Genomic DNA, 15,126 nt, shown 5'->3' with positions numbered 1-15,126 from the left:
CCTTCGCGGTGGCGGCCGGCGTGCTGGGGGCGGAGGCGTTGGACTCCACGGGGGTAGAGGCCGGCGGGGTGGAGGGGCCAGGGCCCGAGGCGGCGCACAGGAGGCAGTCGTAGTCGATGGAGCCCGGCGGCACGCCGTTGCTGTAGTCGAGGCGCGAGCACGTCTTCTTCTGGCAGGTGCCGTCCGCCCCATTGTCGGTCTTGCACTTCGCGCCTGCCTCCTGGTTGTAGCAGCCCTCCATATTTGGAGGAGGAACGTCGGCCAGGGCGGAGGAGGCGAGGGAGAGCGCGGCCAGGAGGAGGAGTCGCTTGTGCATGGGTGGGTTCTACCTCTTCCAGTTCGAGCACGCCCTTCCGCCCTTTCACCGGGGGTGGCTTGAATCCGCACCGCCTGTCACTCCAGAGTCCGGGGGCTTTGACCGAACGCCCCTCCATCCTGGTCGTCGATGATGATCCGCACCTGCGCGAGGTCGTTCACTTCGCCCTCACTCAGGCGGGCTTCCACGTGGAGCAGGCCTCCAACGGGCGCGCCGGCCTGGAGCAGGTGCGGCGCTCCGTGCCCGCGCTCATCGTCCTGGACATCATGATGCCCGAGATGGACGGGCTGGAGCTGTGCCGCGAGGTGCGCCGCTCCCACGAGGTGCCCATCGTGTTCCTCTCCTCGCGGGACGACGAGGTGGACCGCATCCTCGGGCTGGAGCTGGGCGGGGACGACTACCTCACCAAGCCCTTCAGCCCGCGCGAGCTGGTGGCGCGCATCAAGGCCGTGCTGCGGCGCACCCGGGCGCGAGCCGTCCCGGCGGTGCCCGCGTCCACGCCCGCCCAGGTGCTCCAGCGCGGCCCCCTGCGGTTGGACCTGGAGCTGTGGCGCGCGTACTGGAGCGGGCACGAGGTGGTGCTCACGGTCACCGAGTTCCACCTGCTCGCCGCGCTCCTGCGCGCCCCCGGCAAGGCCTTCACCCGGGACGAGCTGATGACGCGCGTCTACGAGGACGTCGTGGTGAGCGACCGCACCATCGACAGCCACGTGCGCCACATCCGGCAGAAGTTCGCCGCCGTGGGCGGTGAAGTCATCCAGACGGTGCATGGCCTTGGCTACCGGCTCGCGCTCCCCTGAGGCCAGGCGCGCCCGCCCGCGCCTGTGGATGGTCTTCTCGGCCGTGGGGCTCGGGGCGCTCGTGCTCGCGCTGCTCGGCCTGTCGCTCGTGCGCGTCTACGACAACCAGCTCATCCGCCAGACGGAGACCGAGCTCATCACCCAGGGCGTCGTCGTGTCCGAGGTGTACCGCGCCCTGCTGCGTGAGCACGTGGGCCCCGAGCTCTATGGCACGTCCCGCCTGGTGCAGTGGCCCCCGGTGCCCCCGGGCGCGCACCTGCGGCCCATCCTCCCGTCCCTCCGGGCCTCGGACGAGGTGCTCCCTCCCGCCGAGGAGCCACCCCCGCGCTCGGCCATTCCGCCCGAGCCCCGTGCGCTGCGGGCCGGCGAGCGGCTCTCCCCGCTGCTCTTCGAGGTGTCGCGCTCCACCCTGGCCGGCATCCGCGTGGTGGACACCCAGGGGGTGGTGGTGGCCGCCAGCGGTGTCTCCGGTCTGGGCACCACCCTGGCGGCGCGCGAGGAGGTGCTGCGGGCCCTGCGGGGCGAGCCCCGTGGCGTGCTGCGCCAGCGGCTCGCGGCTCCCGATGACGCGCCGCTCGCCTCCCTGAGCCGGGACACCGGCGTGCGGGTGACGGTGGTGCTGCCCATCCTCGAGGGCGAGCGGGTCTGGGGTGCGGTGGTGCTCTCGCGCACGCCCATGACGTTCGCCAAGGCCGTCTACGCGGACCGGTGGAACCTCACGGCCACCGGGCTGGTGCTGCTGAGCGTGGTGGCGCTGATGTCGCTGGCCGCGGCCACGCTGGTGGTCCGCCCGGTGAGGGCCCTGGTGCGGCAGACGCGGGCCATCGCCGCCAGCGCGCCCGAGGGCTTCGAGCCGGTGGCGCGCCCGGTGGTGCAGGAGCTCGCCGAGCTCTCCGAGTCCCTGGCCGGCATGGCCTCGGCATTGAGGGATCGCAACCAGTACATCCGCTCGTTCGCGGCCAACGTGTCGCACGAGTTCAAGACGCCGCTGGCCTCCATCCAGGGCGCGGTGGAGCTGCTGCGGGACAGCGCCGAGCAGATGACGCCCGAGCAGCGCGAGCGCTTCCTCTCCAACATCGACGCGGACGCCCGGCGCCTCACCCGGCTGGTGCAGCGGCTGCTGGAGCTGGCCCGCGCGGACTCGCTGGTGGCCCGCCCCTCCCGCACCGAGCTGTCCCCGCTGCTGACGTCGCTCGCGGAGCGCGCTCGGGCCGAGGGGCTCACGGTGGAGGTGGGCCCGGTGCCCGCGGGGCTCTGGCTGGGCCTGCCCGCCGAGGTGCTGGAGGACATCGTCTGGCAGCTCATCACCAACGCCTCGCAGCACGGGGGCGAGGGCGTGCGCGTGCGACTGGAGGCGGACGTGGTGGGCGCGGGGAAGGGACGGGTGGTGGTGCGGGACGACGGGGCGGGCATCTCCACGTCCAACCGGGCGCGCATCTTCGATGCCTTCTTCACCACCGCACGGGAGCGGGGAGGGACGGGGCTCGGGCTGACGATCGCCCAGTCGATGCTGCGGGCCTTCGGGGCGAGCCTGGAGCTGCTGCCCGCGGAGGAGCGGGGCGCGGCCTTCGCCGTGGTGGCGGAGACCTCACCGCGCTCTCCCCACCTTTAAGGCGTCTCCCAGGAGAAGTCGTATTCGCTGTCGAGCAGCCCCAGCACGTGACCCTGGACCCGCGCTTTCTGCGCGCCCAGCTGCGTGAGGACCTCCACCATGGCGCCCTCGTGGTACGGCATGGGCAGGAAGCTGCGCCGCATGGTGAGGCGGCCGTGCCTCGGGCCGAGCCACTCCACCGAGCGCTCCCCGTAATTGGCCGTCACCTTGTAGATGGCCTGCATGCTGGCGGCGATGTGCTCGGCGCCCGTGCCGGTCTTCGTGTGCATCGCGTTGCCCACCGAGGAGGACATGAGGCCCACCGCCGCCTTCTGTCCGAGCATCCGCAGCACCTGCTCCGCGCCTCCATGCCGGGTGCTCAGCTCCTTCACCACGGCGATCATCAACCGGACGAGGTGGGTGACGGGGTAGTTGACGAAGTCCATGATCCGCTGCTGGCCGAGCTCCGCCTGGCATCGCGCCACGGCGGCTTCGCCCTCGAGCGTCCGGACCACTTCCAGCGCACGGTTGAGGAACAGCCCGCGCGCGGTATCCAGGGAGGTCGCCAGCCCCATCACCTGCTCCAGCGTCCGTACCCAATCCGTCTGAAGGGTGCTTCCTCGGCTCGTGCTCATGTCCTCTCAGCCCGCCTGTCCCGCTCTCCGCGCCTGGAGGATCTCCCGGAAACGCATGGCCCGGACTCGAAAGAGGGAGGCAGGCAGCGGACCCGTCGTGTGGTAGACGGCAGCAAGAGCACGTGCGCAACCCCATCATCAGGCAGGCGCCGTAGGAGCCCCTCCCCCCGGGCAACCGTGGGGGGTCCGACTCCGAGTGCGTTCTCGCCGCCACGCCCCGAGGAGGGCTTCCATGCAAATCGCGAAGGACAGTGTTGTCTCCATCGACTACCGGCTGCACCTGGGAGACGGGAAGCTCGTCGACGAGAGTGACCCGGGCGATCCGCTCGTCTACCTGCACGGCTACGAAGAGATCGTCCCCGGGCTGGAGAAGGCGCTCGAGGGCAAGAAGGCGGGCGAGACCCTGAAGGTGCAGGTCTCTCCCGAGGAGGGCTACGGGGAATACGACCCGGACGGCGTGGAGGAGGTTCCGCGCGAGGACTTCCCGCCGGACATGGAGCTGGAGGAGGGTGGCATCGTGAGCGCCACCGACGATGACGGGGATGAGGTGGACTTCCTCGTCAAGGAGCTGCGCCCCAAGACGGTGGTGGTGGACTTCAACCACCCGCTGGCCGGCAAGACGCTCCACTTCGAGGTGACCGTGCGCGAGGTGCGCGCGGCGACCGCCGAGGAGCTCGAGCACGGCCACGCGCATAGCCCGCACGACGATCACTGAGCCCCGCCGTGGGGGAGGGGCCTCGGTACCGGGGCCCCTTGCGGACCTTCGCCCTCAGTACCCGAAGAGCTTCTTGGACATGCTCCCGTAATCGCCGAGGACCTGCACGGTCGTCTTGTCGCCCATCCCCGCGATGGTCTGTTGGATGGTGGCATTGCCGGTCAGCGTGGCGGCGTCTTGCTTCAAGAGGGCCAGGTGCTTCGCGTAGGCCTCGGCCACGTATTTCGCGTAGGGGACGCCCCAGGGCCGGGAATCGCTGGTCGCCAGAATGGAGGAGATGTCCATGAGCCAGCAATCCACCAGGTCCTTCAAATCCTCGTCGGTGAACACGGTGTACTGTGGGCCCTGTTCCAGATCCGCGGCGATGATGCTCGCGAACTCGATCATCAGGGTCCGGTAGAACTCGTACCGGGCGAACCCGTAGCAGCTCGCGAAGATGTGGTCGGGCTGTTTCGCCTTCGCGGGAACGAGCCACCAGTTGGTCGCCGAGTCCCTCACCTTTGACTTCTGGGCGACGACGTTCTTCTCGCCATACCAGGCCTTCTCGACGTTGGCGATGACGCGCCTGCCGAACCTCGTGGAGTCCCGGGCGCTGATGCCCTTGTCCGCCATGTAATGGGCCCCCACCTCATGGCAGAGCATTCCGGTGATGTAGCCCACCGAATACCCTTTCAAGAACCACTCGGAGATCTCGATGAAGAGGTGCCCGTCTTGTTTCTCGGGGTCGTAGATGCTCGCGGGGTTGGTGGTGTTGTTGACGAGGAACTTGCAGGTCTTGTTCATGCCCACGAAGTCCTGGAAGCTCGAGCTCATCTCGATGATGCTCTGCAGTCCGTTGCTTTTCTGGTGACTGACCTTCGTCAGCGCCGTCGCATCGATGAACATGGCCTTCCCAGCGGTCGGTGAGCCCGGATATTCCAGGATTTAGTGGAAAACGGCTCTCCATCATGAGGGGGAGGCCCTGCTCGGCGCAAGCCAACGCTTCTACTCGTCGTGGGGGAGGCGGCGGGCGACCTCGCGCAGGGTGACGCGCTTGCTCTCGGGCTGCATGTCGTAGAGCACGACGTACTCCTCGACCACGACCGAGAGCGCGGTGACCAGGCACGCGCTCCTCAAGAGGGACAGGGTGTGCGGCCCCATGCCCGACAGCCTGGCCGCCACCGTATCCAGCTCGCCGCGGATGCGCTGGTAGGTGTCCAGCGGCAGGTGGGACAGCTGCTTCCAGGCCGCGGAAGCAACTTCGACGGTGTAGCCGGGGGCATTCTCGGAGCGACTCATCGTGGGCTGGGAGACAGCACGAATCGCGCCAACCCGATCTCCTGTCATTTCAGGACTTAGCCGGCGGGGGCTCCTGGCACCCGGAGGTTTTTTCAGGCGGAAGTGTGAAGAAGCTCCCGAGCTGCTCCCCGGGTCGGGCTTTTCTGTTGGATTGCGTATAGTCGCGGCCTTTCTCTCAACAAGAGGGTTGCAACATGCGTGGTGCTTGGAAGCGGAGCTTGGGACTGATGGCGGTGCTGGCGCTGGCCGCGTGTCGCGAGGAGCCCGAGGAGACCTGGGTGGAGACCAACCGGGCCGTCCTGGAGTGGAGCAACACCTCGCGCGAGCTCGTCCCCGCCATCGTCGGCGGTTTCGTTCCCCACTCGCGTCAGGTGGCGTTCACCCACGTCGCCATGCATGACGCGATCAACTCGATCCGCCATCGCCATGCGACCTATGGCGCTCCGGTTGCCGCCTCCGCCGACGCCTCGCCCGAGGCCGCCGCGATCGCCGCCGCCCATTTCATGCTCGTGAAGCTCCACCCCGAGCGTCAGGCCGAGCTCGATGAGCGCTACGCCACCTCGCTGGCGACCCTCCCGGACGGCGCCCGCAAGACCGAGGGCATCCGGGTTGGAGAGGCCGCGGCCACCCAGCTGTGGGAGCTGCGCGCCAACGACCGGGCCAACGACGCGCCCACCTATGTCGCGCCCACGCCGGAGCAGGGCGTGTGGCGGCAGGTGCCGCCCTGGTCGGATCAGGGCCTCTACCCGAACACCTTCCTGGCCCAGTGGAGCGCCGTGCGGACGTGGTCCGTCCCGAGCGCCGCGGAGTTCCGTTGCCCCCCGCCGCCCGCCCTCACGAGCGAGGTCTTCGTGCGCGACCTCGAGGAAGTGAAGCGCCTGGGTGCTCGCACGAGCGCGGTGCGCACGTCCGACCAGGCCGAGGCGGGCCTGTTCTGGGCGCCCATCACGGCGCCCCTGCTCGCGATCGACGTCGGCCAGCAGATGGCGACCCGCCGGGGCCTCGGCCTCGAGGACACGGCCCGGGTCCTCGCCCTGGGCAGCATGGCGGCGGCGGATGCGGTGATCATCAACATCCACAGCAAGCAGGCCTTCAACTTCTGGCGTCCCATCACCGCCATTCGCGAGGGCAGCCCTGGCGTGGCGGCGGACCCCACCTGGGCGCCGATGATCGACACGCCCCCGAACCAGGAGTACCCGGCCGGGCACCCGCAGCAGTCGAGCGCCGTGGTGAACACGTACGCGCAGCTCTTTGGCTCCGAGCCTTTCACCGTGCCCCTCGTCGTGCGCAATCCCCAGGGCCGGGAGCGCAGCTTCGGCAGCTTCCAGCAGATGGTCGATGACGTGGTCCTCGGCCGCGTCGTCGGGGGCATGCACTTCCGCAACTCGGGCGTGGTGGGCGCGGAGTCGGGACGCCAGATCGCCACCTGGGTGACGACTCACAGCCTCCTGCCCACGAGCAACTAGCGGCGCGGGAGCTCCCCACCCCCAGCGCTTCCTTTCGACAGAGAACGAAATGGGAGCGATCCTCGCGGAGGATCGCTCCCTGCTGGACAGATGAGGCGCGTCGTCTCGCGGCACCGCGTTCCACGCTCCACCCTGACGGGTAGGCTGCGCGCCGCACAACCTCATCGGGGGACATATGCCCATCCGTCACGAGTGGAAGTTCGGAACGCACAAGGCCCATTTCGAGCAGCCGGACATCCTGTGGGTGAGTATCCAGGGGGAGACCACCCTGCAGGATGCCATCTCCTTGACGGAGCTCTACGGAGAGGTGGGGAGCAAGAGCCCCTTCTTCGTGGTGACGGACCTCACGGAGGCCGCCTCCGTGGAGAGCGAGGCCCGGGAGCACGTCTCCAAGAGCATCAATCCCAGCTGGTTCCTCGGCTCCATCTACATTGGAGCGGGCTTCGTGCAGAAGGCCGTGGCCAAGAGCTTGGCCTTCGTGCACGCCCTGACGGGCAAGCTCACCTTCGACATGCACTTCGTCGCCACGGAGCAGGAGGCTCGCGAGTTCATCGCCCGCGAGCGCGCCCAGCGCAGCACGCGGGTCGCCTGATTCAGTGAGCTGCCGGGCCACGCCCGTCCGTAGAGGGCGGGTGGGGTCCCACCGTCCTCGAGGGAGCTTTGACAGGTTCCGCTCGGCCTCCCTATCGTTCGAGGATGCGGAACAAGCTCTGGCGCATCATCGCCGCCACGCTCCTGGCGTGCACCCTGTTGCTGGTGCTCCTGGCGATGAACTTCGCGTCCATCTTCCTGTGGTCGGTCACCCCCAGGACTCCGTTCAGCCAGGCGAGCGCGCCCGCTCCGCCCGACTACACCCAGCCCGCCGCCTGGAGCGCGCTTCCCGAGCTTCAGGACCTCGCGGACACGGTGCCGCCGTCGAGCCCGGGCATCAATCAATCCCAGGCGCCCGTGGACGTCTTCTACATCCACCCCACCACGTATGTCGGCGGCGAGTGGAATGGGCCCGTCGATGACGCCACCCTCAATGCGGCGACCGACCGGGTGGCGACGCTCATTCAAGCCAGTGCCTTCAACGCCTGTTGCGCGATCTCCGCGCCTCGCTACCGGCAGGCGAACATGACCGCCCTCACCGGGCAGGAGGAAGAGGGACTGGCCGCGGTGGACCTCGCCTATCAGGACGTCGCCGCGGCGTTCCGCTACTGGCGGGAGAACTACAATCGCGGACGGCCCTTCATCCTCGCGGCCCACAGCCAGGGGACCGTGCATGCCAGACGCCTGCTGCGCGAAGCCGTGAGCGGGACTCCGCTCCGGCACCAGCTCGTCGCCGCGTATCTCATCGGGATTCCGCTGCCGGAGGAGGCGCTCCGGCGGACACTCCCCGACATTCCCTTCTGCACGTCGCCGGAGCAGACCGGCTGCCTCATCAGCTGGAACGCACGTAGCGCTGGCTACACCGAGCGGATCCGGGTGCGCGAGCCCACGGACACGGCGTCCGCGTCGGGCCCCGCCCTCTGCGTGAATCCCCTGAGCTGGCGGCACGACACGGTACCGGTCCCACGGGAGCGGAACGAAGGGGCCGTGTTCCTCGAAGCGACTCCACCCCAGGTGCGGCCGGGTCTCACCGGTGCGCAATGCAAGGACGGAAGGCTGGAGGTCCTCCTCGGCGGGGAGCTGCCGCGCGACCTCATGAGCCGGCTCCTCGACCATGCGCTCGGCGAGGGCAACCACCATGCCGTGGAGTTCCAGCTCTTCTACATGAACATCCGCCACAACGCGGCCGAGCGCGTGGCGGCGTTTCTCCGCACGAGCGGGGTGAGCACTCCATGAGTTCCATCGACTGGCGCGCGCGGCTGGCGGAGCGCGGCTTTCCCGGAGCGAGGCAGGTGTCCTTCATGCACGGAGCGGCGGTGCTGCGCTCCTGGGGCGAGCTTCAGGCCGCCGAGGCCGCGCTGCGCGAGCTGCTGGGGCGCTTCCCGGAGGACGAGGGAGCGCTGCGGGCGCTGATGAAGCTGCTGGACGAGGCGGGCCGGGGCGAGGAGGTCGTGCCGCTGCGCCGCCGCCTCCATGCCCGGCGCTGCCGCGAGCTGGGCATCCCCGAGGCCTCGCTGGAGGCGGCCATCGACTTCCTGGAGGCCGCCGAGGTTGGTGCCTCTGGGCCCGCGCGCGCGGAGGGTGGCTACGTGGCCGCGCTCTTCGACCAGTACGCCTCGCACTTCGACGAGAAGCTGCGCGGTGTGCTGAGCTACCGCGCGCCCGAGCACGTCTGCGAGGCGGTGCGGACCGCGCTCGGGGGGAGGGGAGGGCTGGACGTGCTCGATCTGGGCTGTGGCACCGGGCTGGCCGGCGTGCTCCTGCGGCCCCTGGCGCGCCAGCTCACGGGCATCGACCTGTCCGCGGGCATGCTGGCCCAGGCGCGCCAGCGCGGCGTGTACGACGCGCTGCACACGGCGGAGATTACCGAGGCGCTCGCCGCCTCCACGGCGCTCCATGAGCTCGTGGTGGCCGTGGACGTGCTGGTCTACTTCGGCGCGCTGGAGTCCCTCTTCGAGCGCGTGGCCCGGAGGCTCGCGCCCGGAGGGCTGTTCGCCTTCACGGTGGAGAAGGGCAGCGAGCCGGGCTTTCGGCTCCAGCCCACCGGACGCTACGTGCACCACCTCGACTACCTGCACGCGTGCGCGCGGGCGGTGGGCTGGGCCCCGGTGGTGGAGCACGAGGCCGCGCTGCGCACCGAGCGGGGCCAGCCCGTCATCGGTCACGTGATGGTGTTGGGGGCGCTCACGGGCGCCAGGTGAACGCTGCTCACCGTACCGGGAAGAGCATGTCGGACATGAAAGAGGGTGCAACCAGCATGTGACCGCTGTGGTAGGGCCAGCAGGGGATCGCCAACGCACTGGGCATCGAGGGCCCGGACAGCCCGAACAACTAGGCGGGCTTCCGCGAGGTTGGCTCGCGCGGGCGTGCGGGGACGATAACATGCTTCGGGCGGACCGGGTCTGGAGAGGCCGCGCAGCCTCCTTGGGTGCACGCCAGCCCAGGCCGCCGTCCCAAGAGGTGCGCGGCAGGGGCCCTGGTGTCTTGGCTGTCTGGCGGAGGAGCGCCCAGCGCTGGCTGCGGCGGTGGAGTCGACGAAGGAGCGAACGCCGACACGGCCTCTGCTCCAGCCCGGCGCACAGCCCGCGCGGTCCCCCCCTCCAGCGGCCCTTTTCAACCCCTTTGCACCAGCCCGCCCCCTCACAAACAGGGCCCCCATTCCGCTGACGCGTCCACTGACGCGTCAATGAGGCTCCATGAGGTGTCAGACGTCTCGTCAGCCGCTGAGACGCTCCAGACCGAGCCCGGCATGAGCCTTGCTTGAGTGGTGGGCAGGGGTGCTGAGGAGTCTTCCCCGCAGCGACCAGGCACTCCATCCCCAACCACAAGCTACAGGAGAATAACTTATGAAGCGGTCACTGACCTCGGCTGTCGCACTCATCGCCTTGGGCCTGGGAGCCCAGAACGCGCAGGCACAAACGGTCAACATCGATTTCGAGTCCGGGACGCCGGGCAAGTCCGTGGAAGGTCCCGGAGCCATCCACCCGCTGCTCACGATCGATTCGCCCGGGCAAGCGGTTGTCTTTGGTGAGAAGAACGGCAGCACGCCGCTCATGTACGGAGCGCCAAGCCCCCAGAACACTCCCGGTGGTTGCCTCGGAAATCCAGGAGGCTTCGTGAGGGATGGGAAGTCGGTCTACGGACAGGGCTTCGGAGATGCCCAAAAGACGAACGACTTCACCTTCACCTTCGCGGAGAACACCGTCGCGACCATGTTCTCGGTCAACATGCTCGACTTCGGCGACTTCAACCCCGACAAAGCAGCCAACCACGAAGTGCAGATGGTCGCCTACGACGCCAAGGGTGCCGAGGTCACTCGGCATGTGCTTTCATATAAGAGCGCGGAAGTGGCAAACCCGCCTGAATACGCGGAGGCGGGTGACGCATGCCTGGCCAAGCCAGGACAGCCCGGAAACTACACGTTCCGGGTTCAAGGTCAGGGCATCAAGAAAGTCAGGCTTCATGTCGTTGCCGGGGCTGATCCGAACATCGGCTTCGACAACATCTCCTTCACCACCACCGCCGGGGAGCAGCTGTGGCTGGAGAACCAGAGCAACACCCCCATCACCAGCAAGACGGTGCTGGAGCAAGGCAAGCCGTACCGCCTCACGATGCAGGGGACCTACAGCATGTGGCAGCTCTTCACCACCCCCGGCAGCAGGTCGGGCAAGCCGGAGCCCACGCCCATGTTCCCGAGCGCGAAGGGTGCGAATGGGCTGGTGGGCCTCGACCCCGAGTTCCTCTTCGCATGGCCCAGTGGCACCGCGTTCAATGTGAGCACGGAGCCGGTTCCCCGGAGGAGTGCCCTCATCGAGGTGAGCGTGGACGGGGGGAAGACCTGGAAGCACCCCACCACCAAGGATGCCTTCAACCCCGAGCACAAGTACACCTACGAGCTGACGGGGGCGGGCAACGCGCTGCAGGTGCGCACCATCGACAAGCCCGTCGGTGACAACTATGGACGCGTGCAGATCACCGTACAGCCCGGTACCTAGCGCACCGAGGTGAGCCGCTCGGCCCAGACCGGCGCCAGGTGGGGATTGAGCCTGCCCCGATTCCGTGGACATCCGGTGAGCTGCGGCCTCCGTGAGAAGAGGCTCCGGGCTATAGAGGGCCCATGGCTCCCTCCACCCCCACGATTCGCCGCCCGGCCACCTCCGCCGCATCCGCTTCCCTGCCACGCCGCACCGTGCTCGGCTCGGCGCTCGCACTGGCCGGTGCGAGCGCACTCGGCTGCGTGGGACGCGGACAGCGGCCCGGGGCGGGTCAGACCTACGACGTCCTGATCCAGGGCGGCACCGTTTATGACGGCACGGGCGCGCAGGGGGTGGCCGCGGACGTTGGCATCGCGGGAGGGCGCATCGTTGCCATCGGAGCGCTGGCGGGAGCCGGGGCGCGCACCCTCCTCGATGCGCGCGGGCTCGCCGTTGCACCGGGCTTCATCGATCTCCACTCCCATGCGGATGGCACCCTGTTCGACGACCCGAATGCCGAGTCCGTCCTCCGCCAGGGCGTGACGACCGTGGTCGCCGGGCAGGATGGGTTCTCGCGAGCGCCCCACCTGCGCGCGCCAGCTCCCTCCGTAGCGGGAGGTGGCTCGGACCGCTCCTTCGGGAGCATGGGCGCGTTCTTCGAGGCCGTTGAGCGCATCTCACCCGCCGTCAACATCGCGAGCATGGTCGGGCTCGGAACGGTGCGAGAGTCGGTCATCGGCGAGGAGAATCGTCCCGCCACGCCCGAGGAGCTGGCCAGGATGGTCGCCCTCGTCGAGGCCGCGCTCGTCGAGGGGGCGTGCGGCGCCTCCTCCGGGCTCGAGTACACGCCCGGGGCGTTCGCCTCCCTCGAGGAGCTCATCGCCCTCTGCCGCCCTCTCGGCGCTCGGGGGCTCGTCTACGCGACGCACATGCGCAACGAGGACGAGCGGCTCCTCGAAGCCATCGACGAGGCGATTGCCGTCGCGCGAGGCGCGGGCTGCCCGCTCCACATCTCGCACCTGAAGACCTCGGGACCCAAGAACTGGAGCAAGCTGGATCAGGTCTTCGCGCGACTGGAGCGGGCGCGCACAGTGGAGGGTGTCGACCTCTCCTTCGACCGCTACCCCTACACGGCGTACCAGACCAACCTGACCAACCTCTTCCCCGCCTGGAGCCGGGATGGTGGCGCGGACGCCTTTCTCGCGCGTCTCTCGGAGCCGGTGATGGGAGAGCGCCTGCGGGAAGCAGCGATGGCGAAGGTGGAGAGCATCGGCGGCTGGGATAACGTGATGGTGTCCGCGGTGGCCCATGCTGCGGACCGGGCCGCCGAAGGGCAGCGGCTGGGCAGCTATGCCGCGGCACTCGGCGCCTCGCCCTATGAGACGGCCGTCGGTCTGCTCCAGCGCAGCCGCGCCAACGTGGGCATGGTGGGCTTCTCCATGAGCGAGGACAACCTCGTGCGCATCATCTCGCATCCGCTCTGGATGGCGGCGAGCGATGGCTCCGCCGTGGCGCTGGAGGGGGCTGCACGCCGCGGCCACCCGCATCCACGCTCGTTGGGGACCTTCTCCCGGGTGCTCGGCGTGTACGTGCGCGAGAAGAAGGTGCTGACGCTCGAGCAGGCCATCCACAAGCTGTCGGGATTCCCCGCCGCGCGCGCGCGCCTGAAGGATCGGGGACTGCTCGCACCCGGGATGGCGGCGGACGTCGTGGTGTTCGACCCGGCCAGCGTCTCGGACCCGGCCACCTATCGCCAGCCCTTCGCGTATGCCACGGGTGTCCGCGCGGTACTCGTCAATGGGGCGCTCGCGCTGCGTGACGGCGAGCGGGGGCCGCACCGTGCGGGACGTCCCCTGCGGGTCAAGGCGGTCTGACGTTTTCCTATGCTTTGACGGCGTACGAGAGCTGCTGGCGGAGGTTGACGAGCCCCGTGCGCCCAGAGGAGCGGAGCACGGGGCGTCGCCGTTTGCGTGAAAGGCGAGCTGAAAGCCTTTCAGAGCAGGCAGGTGACAGCGTTGTACGTCAGGATGACCAGACCGGCGTTGGGCTCCCCCAAGACGGCACACAGCCGGCTGGACGAGGGGGGAGCGTGGGGGAGCGGCTCAGGGCTTTCGGAAGCGCTTCTCCGCCTCGGTCTTGAGGTCCCTGTTCATGCGCTCGAAGCCGGAGCCGCCGTGCCGGGACGACCTCTGTCACCACGGGCGTGAACTCGCGGCGCCGGTCCGCCATGGCCACGAGCTTCATGCGACCGCCGACCTTCGCCTCGCCCTCCCATGTCACGACGTAGGAGTCCCACGTCCGATGTGACGCGAAGTCCGTCAACGTGCTCCAGACGACGTCCGCTGGTGCATCAATGAGGATCCAACGGGTCTCGAGAAGGCGCGCGCTCACCGTCCGCAACTGTACCCGGCGTCACTTCGGGGTCAACGCCGACTGGAGGGCCCGGTCGATGAGCTGCTCCGACGCGGTGATGAAGCGGTCCGCGTACCCATCGCCGAGGGCCGCGCTGGACTCGATGGCGCGCCCCTTCTGGTTGAACATGACGGGCGAGCGCCCTTCGATGCTGGGGGACAGGAGCACGGGCACCATGCGTCGGGCGTACTGCTCGGCGCTCATCATGGTCAGACCGATGAGCCACTCGACGACGCGGTGCTTGAGGGAGCCCTCGCCGAGATAGTTGCTGCGGATCTTTGTCTGGATGAGCCCCGGGTTGAGCCCGTAGAAGTCCAGGGTGGGGTAGCGCCGGGCGAACTCGAGCACGAGGGCCTCGTTGCCGGCGACGGTGCTCATGTGCACGCGCATGGGCTCGTAGGAGCGCTCCGCATTCAGGTCCTCGAGGTCCCCCTTCTCATTGGTGCCCGGGAAGCCCATGACATAGAGGCGAGGCCGGGTGCGCCCCGCGCGAGGAGCGGCCGCCATTCGCGGCGCCAGCTCGCGCAGGATGGCGAGGCGGCTCAGGAAGCTCACCGCCATGTCACGCTCCAGGCCCTCGGCAGTCACCTCGCGCTTGGGGGCCGCGATGATGCCGGTGGTGAGGAAGACGAAGTCGAGCTCCTCGGCCGGGAGCGTGCGTCCGACGCGGCGACCCTCGGCCATGAGGCTCAGGTCCGCCTTGAGGAAGTCGATGCCCGGCGTGCCCTCGTCACGGAAGGTCCGCCCGACGACGGTGACGGACGCGCCGCGCGCGGCCAGGTAGCGTGCGAGCTCGCGCCCGAGGCCATCCGTGCCGCCGACGACCACGGCCTTGCGGCCCGACAGTGCGAGCTCCGTCGCGGGAGCAATAGAGAGGTCCGACCTGGGCTTTCCAGAGAAGTTGGCCATGGCCCGGGACGCTAACGCACTTCCGAAGGTGTCGGCGACTTCGTCCCGCCGATGCACCGCAGATAGTGCGCCGCTCTCTAACGACAGGGACTTCACTCCGGCCCGCAGTCCATCGTGTACGTCGGGGTGCCTTTATACCCCTGGTTATTCAAGGAGAGCAGCACCTGCCGCGTCACATAGGGGGCGGTCTGATAAGGTCCCGAGCAATTCTTGATGACAGTAATGACTCCTTGTACCGCCTTCAGTTCACCTGCCGCCGCGACAGGCCGACCCGCCAAGAAGCTTGATTGGCGGAGGATTGTCGTTGGATGAGCATTGCTCGCATAGATATTCCCAGCCGTGTCCATGACGAATATCGCCGCGCCGCCGCCGCCAACGGCGGATGGGTCGGCGGCTGTTGTGTCGAACTTCTGGCCACGGGAGTTGTAGAGATATCCGT

The 15,126-nt window shown here is 68.7% G+C and carries 16 protein-coding genes; 9 read left to right on the top strand and 7 right to left on the bottom strand.

Going from position 1 to position 15,126, the window contains the following annotated elements; genetic code table 11:
* On the bottom strand, positions 1 to 316 hold a 316-nt coding region (locus VF697_RS18650; protein ID WP_331096852.1), incomplete at its 3' end, for a hypothetical protein.
* Positions 317 to 414: 98 nt separating this feature from the next.
* Here VF697_RS18650 and VF697_RS18645 point away from each other — a divergent pair.
* Both VF697_RS18645 and VF697_RS18640 read left to right on the top strand, forming a co-directional pair.
* On the top strand, positions 415 to 1,116 hold the full coding sequence (locus VF697_RS18645; protein ID WP_331096851.1) for a response regulator transcription factor: 702 nt from the start codon (positions 415 to 417) through the stop codon (positions 1,114 to 1,116).
* Complete coding sequence (locus VF697_RS18640) at positions 1,085 to 2,728, top strand: sensor histidine kinase (protein ID WP_331096849.1); 1,644 nt, start codon at positions 1,085 to 1,087, stop codon at positions 2,726 to 2,728. Before VF697_RS18645 ends, VF697_RS18640 begins: the two co-directional genes overlap by 32 nt.
* Here the strand turns inward: VF697_RS18640 and VF697_RS18635 are convergent.
* Positions 2,725 to 3,342: a TIGR02265 family protein gene (locus VF697_RS18635; protein WP_331096848.1), complete on the bottom strand. Its 618-nt coding sequence runs from the start codon at positions 3,340 to 3,342 to the stop codon at positions 2,725 to 2,727. The genes VF697_RS18640 and VF697_RS18635 overlap by 4 nt on opposite strands.
* Before the next feature lie 232 nt (positions 3,343 to 3,574).
* On the opposite strand from VF697_RS18635, the gene VF697_RS18630 reads away from it, so the two are divergent.
* Positions 3,575 to 4,057, top strand: coding sequence for a peptidylprolyl isomerase (locus tag VF697_RS18630; protein ID WP_331096846.1), 483 nt, complete (start codon positions 3,575 to 3,577; stop codon positions 4,055 to 4,057).
* 54 nt (positions 4,058 to 4,111) lie between these two features.
* Here the strand turns inward: VF697_RS18630 and VF697_RS18625 are convergent, their stop codons facing one another.
* On the bottom strand, positions 4,112 to 4,942 hold the full coding sequence (locus VF697_RS18625; protein WP_331096844.1) for a hypothetical protein: 831 nt from the start codon (positions 4,940 to 4,942) through the stop codon (positions 4,112 to 4,114).
* A 99-nt stretch (positions 4,943 to 5,041) separates the two neighbouring features.
* Positions 5,042 to 5,335, bottom strand: a complete 294-nt coding sequence (locus VF697_RS18620; RefSeq protein WP_331096842.1) for a hypothetical protein — start codon at positions 5,333 to 5,335, stop codon at positions 5,042 to 5,044.
* Between the two features lie 194 nt (positions 5,336 to 5,529).
* Between VF697_RS18620 and VF697_RS18615 the strand changes: the two genes are divergently transcribed.
* From VF697_RS18615 to VF697_RS18590, 6 genes are all read left to right on the top strand, one after another.
* Entirely contained in the window at positions 5,530 to 6,801 is a 1,272-nt protein-coding gene (locus VF697_RS18615; RefSeq protein WP_331096840.1) for a vanadium-dependent haloperoxidase, read from the top strand.
* Between the two features lie 175 nt (positions 6,802 to 6,976).
* Complete coding sequence (locus tag VF697_RS18610) at positions 6,977 to 7,393, top strand: hypothetical protein (RefSeq protein WP_331096838.1); 417 nt, start codon at positions 6,977 to 6,979, stop codon at positions 7,391 to 7,393.
* Positions 7,394 to 7,497: 104 nt separating this feature from the next.
* The gene (locus VF697_RS18605; RefSeq protein ID WP_331096836.1) at positions 7,498 to 8,628 is read left to right on the top strand and encodes a DUF3089 domain-containing protein; all 1,131 of its coding nucleotides are present in this window, start codon (positions 7,498 to 7,500) and stop codon (positions 8,626 to 8,628) included.
* On the top strand, positions 8,625 to 9,593 hold the full coding sequence (locus tag VF697_RS18600) for a class I SAM-dependent DNA methyltransferase (RefSeq protein WP_331096834.1): 969 nt from the start codon (positions 8,625 to 8,627) through the stop codon (positions 9,591 to 9,593). The genes VF697_RS18605 and VF697_RS18600 overlap by 4 nt, the downstream gene beginning before the upstream one ends.
* A 645-nt stretch (positions 9,594 to 10,238) precedes the next feature.
* Positions 10,239 to 11,387 (top strand): hypothetical protein, encoded by a 1,149-nt coding sequence (locus VF697_RS18595; protein ID WP_331096832.1) that lies wholly within the window; start codon positions 10,239 to 10,241, stop codon positions 11,385 to 11,387.
* A gap of 122 nt (positions 11,388 to 11,509) precedes the next feature.
* Entirely contained in the window at positions 11,510 to 13,240 is a 1,731-nt protein-coding gene (locus VF697_RS18590) for a D-aminoacylase (protein WP_331096830.1), read from the top strand.
* A gap of 148 nt (positions 13,241 to 13,388) precedes the next feature.
* Here VF697_RS18590 and VF697_RS43520 read toward each other — a convergent pair whose 3' ends face one another.
* From VF697_RS43520 to VF697_RS18580, 3 genes are all read right to left on the bottom strand, one after another.
* Positions 13,389 to 13,757 carry an SRPBCC family protein gene (locus VF697_RS43520; protein WP_414641318.1) on the bottom strand — a complete coding sequence of 123 codons (369 nt, stop codon included), beginning with the start codon at positions 13,755 to 13,757 and terminating at the stop codon, positions 13,389 to 13,391.
* 21 nt (positions 13,758 to 13,778) lie between these two features.
* Positions 13,779 to 14,687 (bottom strand): SDR family NAD(P)-dependent oxidoreductase, encoded by a 909-nt coding sequence (locus tag VF697_RS18585; RefSeq protein WP_331096828.1) that lies wholly within the window; start codon positions 14,685 to 14,687, stop codon positions 13,779 to 13,781.
* 92 nt (positions 14,688 to 14,779) lie between these two features.
* Positions 14,780 to 15,126 (bottom strand): hypothetical protein (locus VF697_RS18580; protein ID WP_331096827.1); only part of this gene is annotated, 347 nt, incomplete at its 5' end.

The sequence above is a fragment of the Archangium sp. genome (assembly GCF_036388035.1).
In the GTDB taxonomy this organism is placed as follows: domain Bacteria; phylum Myxococcota; class Myxococcia; order Myxococcales; family Myxococcaceae; genus Archangium.
Note: the sequence above shows the minus strand (reverse complement) of the source record. Positions and strands in the feature narration are given on the sequence as shown.

Excerpts from the sequence above, each read along its gene's own strand:
- VF697_RS18640 (WP_331096849.1), top strand. The coding sequence starts at position 1,085 with ATGGCCTTGGCTACCGGCTCGCGCTCCCCTGAGGCCAGGCGCGCCCGC.
- VF697_RS18635 (WP_331096848.1), bottom strand. The coding sequence starts at position 3,342 with ATGAGCACGAGCCGAGGAAGCACCCTTCAGACGGATTGGGTACGGACG.
- VF697_RS18630 (WP_331096846.1), top strand. The coding sequence starts at position 3,575 with ATGCAAATCGCGAAGGACAGTGTTGTCTCCATCGACTACCGGCTGCAC.
- VF697_RS18625 (WP_331096844.1), bottom strand. The coding sequence starts at position 4,942 with ATGTTCATCGATGCGACGGCGCTGACGAAGGTCAGTCACCAGAAAAGC.
- VF697_RS18620 (WP_331096842.1), bottom strand. The coding sequence starts at position 5,335 with ATGAGTCGCTCCGAGAATGCCCCCGGCTACACCGTCGAAGTTGCTTCC.
- VF697_RS18615 (WP_331096840.1), top strand. The coding sequence starts at position 5,530 with ATGCGTGGTGCTTGGAAGCGGAGCTTGGGACTGATGGCGGTGCTGGCG.
- VF697_RS18610 (WP_331096838.1), top strand. The coding sequence starts at position 6,977 with ATGCCCATCCGTCACGAGTGGAAGTTCGGAACGCACAAGGCCCATTTC.
- VF697_RS18605 (WP_331096836.1), top strand. The coding sequence starts at position 7,498 with ATGCGGAACAAGCTCTGGCGCATCATCGCCGCCACGCTCCTGGCGTGC.
- VF697_RS18600 (WP_331096834.1), top strand. The coding sequence starts at position 8,625 with ATGAGTTCCATCGACTGGCGCGCGCGGCTGGCGGAGCGCGGCTTTCCC.
- VF697_RS18595 (WP_331096832.1), top strand. The coding sequence starts at position 10,239 with ATGAAGCGGTCACTGACCTCGGCTGTCGCACTCATCGCCTTGGGCCTG.
- VF697_RS18590 (WP_331096830.1), top strand. The coding sequence starts at position 11,510 with ATGGCTCCCTCCACCCCCACGATTCGCCGCCCGGCCACCTCCGCCGCA.
- VF697_RS18585 (WP_331096828.1), bottom strand. The coding sequence starts at position 14,687 with ATGGCCAACTTCTCTGGAAAGCCCAGGTCGGACCTCTCTATTGCTCCC.